We start from the raw sequence: 1,054 nt of genomic DNA on the forward strand, positions 1-1,054 counted from the left end.
CGAGAGCGAATACGACCCGTTCGGCGCGGCGCATAGCTCGACCTCGATCTCGGCGGCCCTGGGGTTCGCCATCGCCAACAAGCTGGCGGGGAGACCCGGCAAGGCGATCGCGGTGATCGGCGACGGCGCGATGTCGGCGGGCATGGCGTACGAGGCGATGAACAATGCCGAAGGAGCGGGTAATCGCCTCGTCGTCATCCTCAACGACAATGACATGTCGATCGCGCCGCCGGTCGGSGGSYTGTCGGCCTATCTCGCGCGGATGGTCAGTTCGAGCGAATATCTGGGCTTGCGGAGCCTGGCCAAGCGGATCACCGCCAAGGTGTCGCGTCGGGTCCACAATGCCGCGCAAAAGGCCGAGGAACTGACCCGCGGCTGGGTCACCGGGGGCACGTTGTTCGAGGAACTGGGCTTTTATTATGTCGGGCCGATCGACGGGCACAATCTCGACCATCTGATCCCGGTGCTGGAGAATGTCCGCGACAGCGAGCACGGTCCGATCCTGGTCCATGTCGTGACCAAGAAGGGCAAGGGCTATGGCCCGGCCGAGGCAGCGGCCGACAAATATCATGGCGTCCAGAAGTTCGACGTGATCACCGGCGCCCAGGCCAAGGCGCCGCCGGGGCCGCCGGCTTACCAGAACGTCTTCGCCGACCAGCTGATCAAGGATGCGACACGCGACCCGACCATCGTCGCGATCACTGCCGCCATGCCCTCGGGCACGGGCATCGACCGCTTCGCCAAGGCGTTCCCCGACCGCACCTTCGATGTCGGCATTGCCGAACAGCATGCGGTGACCTTTGCCGCCGGCCTTGCCGCACAAGGCATGCGGCCATTCTGCGCGATCTATTCGACGTTCCTGCAGCGGGCTTATGATCAGGTCGTCCATGACGTCGCGATCCAGAACCTGCCCGTCCGCTTCGCGATCGACCGCGCCGGCCTGGTCGGGGCCGATGGCGCGACCCATGCCGGCAGCTTCGATGTCACCTATCTGGCGACGCTCCCCAACTTCGTCGTGATGGCGGCGGCCGACGAGGCCGAGTTGGTGCACATG

General features: G+C 65.5%; 1 protein-coding gene. It reads left to right on the forward strand.

Annotated elements, in window-relative coordinates:
* The coding region (gene dxs / locus AC1DSD_RS22425) for a 1-deoxy-D-xylulose-5-phosphate synthase (RefSeq protein ID WP_478033205.1) at window positions 1-1,054 on the forward strand (1,054 nt) is incomplete at both ends.

The organism is Sphingomonas sp. P4_D12, from assembly GCF_056401895.1.